4 protein-coding genes are annotated in these 2,590 nt (G+C 42.5%); all 4 read right to left on the bottom strand.

Features of this window, described 5'->3' with window-relative positions; all coding sequences use genetic code 11:
- Positions 1-648: 648 nt before the first annotated feature.
- Positions 649-1,089 (bottom strand): DUF2787 family protein, encoded by a 441-nt coding sequence (locus AB4589_RS15530; protein WP_372101051.1) that lies wholly within the window; start codon positions 1,087-1,089, stop codon positions 649-651.
- A 60-nt stretch (positions 1,090-1,149) separates the two neighbouring features.
- On the bottom strand, positions 1,150-1,578 hold the full coding sequence (locus tag AB4589_RS15525) for a hypothetical protein (RefSeq protein WP_372101049.1): 429 nt from the start codon (positions 1,576-1,578) through the stop codon (positions 1,150-1,152).
- 12 nt (positions 1,579-1,590) lie between these two features.
- Entirely contained in the window at positions 1,591-1,974 is a 384-nt protein-coding gene (locus AB4589_RS15520; RefSeq protein WP_372101047.1) for a hypothetical protein, read from the bottom strand.
- 86 nt (positions 1,975-2,060) lie between these two features.
- Positions 2,061-2,590 (bottom strand): tyrosine-type recombinase/integrase (locus AB4589_RS15515; protein WP_372101045.1); only part of this gene is annotated, 530 nt, incomplete at its 5' end.

Raw genomic sequence — 2,590 nt, 5'->3', positions numbered from 1 at the left:
TTGTTGAAGCAAGAGCTCCAAGCGTATCTGGACTCAACCAAGTAGAAGGCAGTGAGCTAATTGAAGTACGTCGTTGGGCTTGTTGATGGTTCGTTGAGATGAAATGTAACCACCAAGACATAATGTTGTTTCTGCTCTCTGTTGTAGTCGCTCCATGTCATAAAGATACCACTATACAGCGCTTTTTAAGCTTTCTATGTTAGGTATGGGTACAGGGGTGTTTTACCAAACTTCGAACCGATACCAGTTAAGGGAAGACTCAAAACGATGCTGTTTTTCGCCAAACGTAACTAAACAGAATAATAACCTGCCACCGGGCTGGGTACTATTAATGACTTATCTATCAGTAAACTCATAGCTCAGGCACCGATAAGATCTCACCAAATCATTATCCGCTAGATAAATTTTTTCAAATTAGCACCACCAAATTCACTCCCATTGCCACCGACGCAATGGGAGTTTCCATTACTCCATAAACGTTCCAACACGGTGCAACGGATGTACAATCCTTGAATTAGGTTTATCAATTAAGTGCTAATACCCCATCACACATTCATCCGCATGAATTGATGAACAGGACAAAACCACAGAGCATTTTTCCCTTACTCGCTCCGGTCAAGTTCCTGTTCATCACAACACTAATAAGCGCTATACATCTTCCGCCATTACCTTAATTTCATCGAAGCAGTCCATCGATAAATACGACAGAAAATTACTCTCCCACATCGAATAGAACTCAGCGACACTGGATTCAGTTATGGGAACTTCACCCATGTAACGGATGTAAGCCACACCATGACCAAAATCAAAGTCGATTTCTTTCTCTAGCTCAGGCATCAATCCACAGTAACTAAAGTCAGTGATGTAATCAAAAACCCATAGGTCATTAAGCCTACTAATAGAAATCTCAATAGGGTGGTATCCACCATTTTCAGGACAGTAAGCACGCTCTCGAAAGTTGACGGTTACAGCTTGAGTTGAGGACGACACCTTTCCCGACTCGTTACAAATACGGTTTAAAGCATTTTGAAGGTCTATGCTAATCGGTAGCAAAAATCGCTCAACATCAAATTGAAGAGTTGAGTTCATAATAAATTCTCGTTGTAATAATTAAGTAAACCGCCCCAGGACGAGGCTAGGTATGAAAGATTAGTCAGGGTTAGAGGCTAGTGCTCGAAGCTCAGTCTTCACCACTTCATAGCGCTCAGACACCTGATGTAAGAACACATTATCGGGTACAGAATCGAGGATAGAGATAGTTCGCAGGATAGCCGCTAAGAACCCACACGAATTACTACTTCCACCTGTTATTACTGGCTTCAACGCTGCTGACTTGAGAGTTTTACCTACCTGATCATCGAGCAGTGTAAAGATAGCTTCAAGGCGTACCCAGCTGTTCGAGAACAATCCTGACGACGAGTTTTTAGAAACACGTATATAGAACTCCTGATCATCTTCTTTGTAGGCAATCTGGTACTCTAGAAAGCTCTCAGACTTAGGACTAAGCTTTGGACTCTGCCCTTCTTTAACAATGGTGAACAGATCAACCTCGTTCTCCTTTTCAACTTTTTGGCTCATACAAATTCCTCCTTATTCAGCCAATTCGATGAGCATTTTCATCGCTTGGGTAGTATTACTCGTGGAACCCATAACAAAACTCCCACTTCCATCGTCAGCATGGACACAGCACGCAAAGACATAGGGTTCAGTCTCGTCTGGTAGCAAAATGACAAACTCAGGGTTTTCTACCGCATAAGACAGAATGACCTCGGTATCTTCATCTACGTCAGCTAAGTCTTGATCAGTATCACCTCGCTCAATCAAGATCAGGCAGGTGGAAACTTCCTCCCAAAATTTCTCAGCCTCATCACGGTCACCAGACCAAGGAAGCAATAGCTGATACATCAGTTGCTCTTTAATCGGTAAAGGCAACTCCAACTGTTCAGCATCAATAAGACTTTTCACAATTTTCATTCGATCTCTCCATCTAAATTCCAGATATGAAAAAGCCCCTGAATAGAACTAACTATTCAGGGGCTATCGTTAATAGAATATATAGGTCAAACTACTTTAGCTTCGGGTAACACTAGATTCTCACTTGCTCTCTCGACCATATCAGACAAGGCATTCGCTCCACGTTCTAATGCTGTTTTATCAAAATGTCGGTAAATTAAGGTACTCGACATATCTGAATGGTTTAAAACACGCTGAACCGACGTAACATCCATCCCAGAGTTCAGTAGATTACTCGCTACCGAATGCCTCGCAGTGTGGAAAACAACACCTTCAGGATCGATACCAGCGCGATCCAGTATCAACTTCAACGCTTTACGTGGGGGTGAGATATGCGTCCCTTCTCGACTACCAGGAAAGACATGCGTATTACCGGGCTGCTTCAACTTCCAAAGCTCAGAAAGCAACTCCAACATTAGAGGTGATAAATAGACCAAATGCGGCTTCTTATTTTTGGTCATTTTGATGAAAAGCGTACGATTATCAAAATCAACGTCGTCCCACTGCCTCTCCATTAACTCAGATATTCGACAACCTGTTAACCACAACAGCGCAATCAGTGATCTGCACCAGAAGT

It is taken from the genome of Vibrio sp. 10N.222.49.A3 (genome assembly GCF_041475145.1).
In the GTDB taxonomy this organism is placed as follows: domain Bacteria; phylum Pseudomonadota; class Gammaproteobacteria; order Enterobacterales; family Vibrionaceae; genus Vibrio; species Vibrio tasmaniensis_A.
Note: the sequence above shows the minus strand (reverse complement) of the source record. Positions and strands in the feature narration are given on the sequence as shown.

What these genes read in the sequence shown, in the direction of transcription:
- AB4589_RS15530 (WP_372101051.1), bottom strand. Translation starts at nt 1,089, where the DNA reads ATGAACTCAACTCTTCAATTTGATGTTGAGCGATTTTTGCTACCGATT.
- AB4589_RS15525 (WP_372101049.1), bottom strand. Translation starts at nt 1,578, where the DNA reads ATGAGCCAAAAAGTTGAAAAGGAGAACGAGGTTGATCTGTTCACCATT.
- AB4589_RS15520 (WP_372101047.1), bottom strand. Translation starts at nt 1,974, where the DNA reads ATGAAAATTGTGAAAAGTCTTATTGATGCTGAACAGTTGGAGTTGCCT.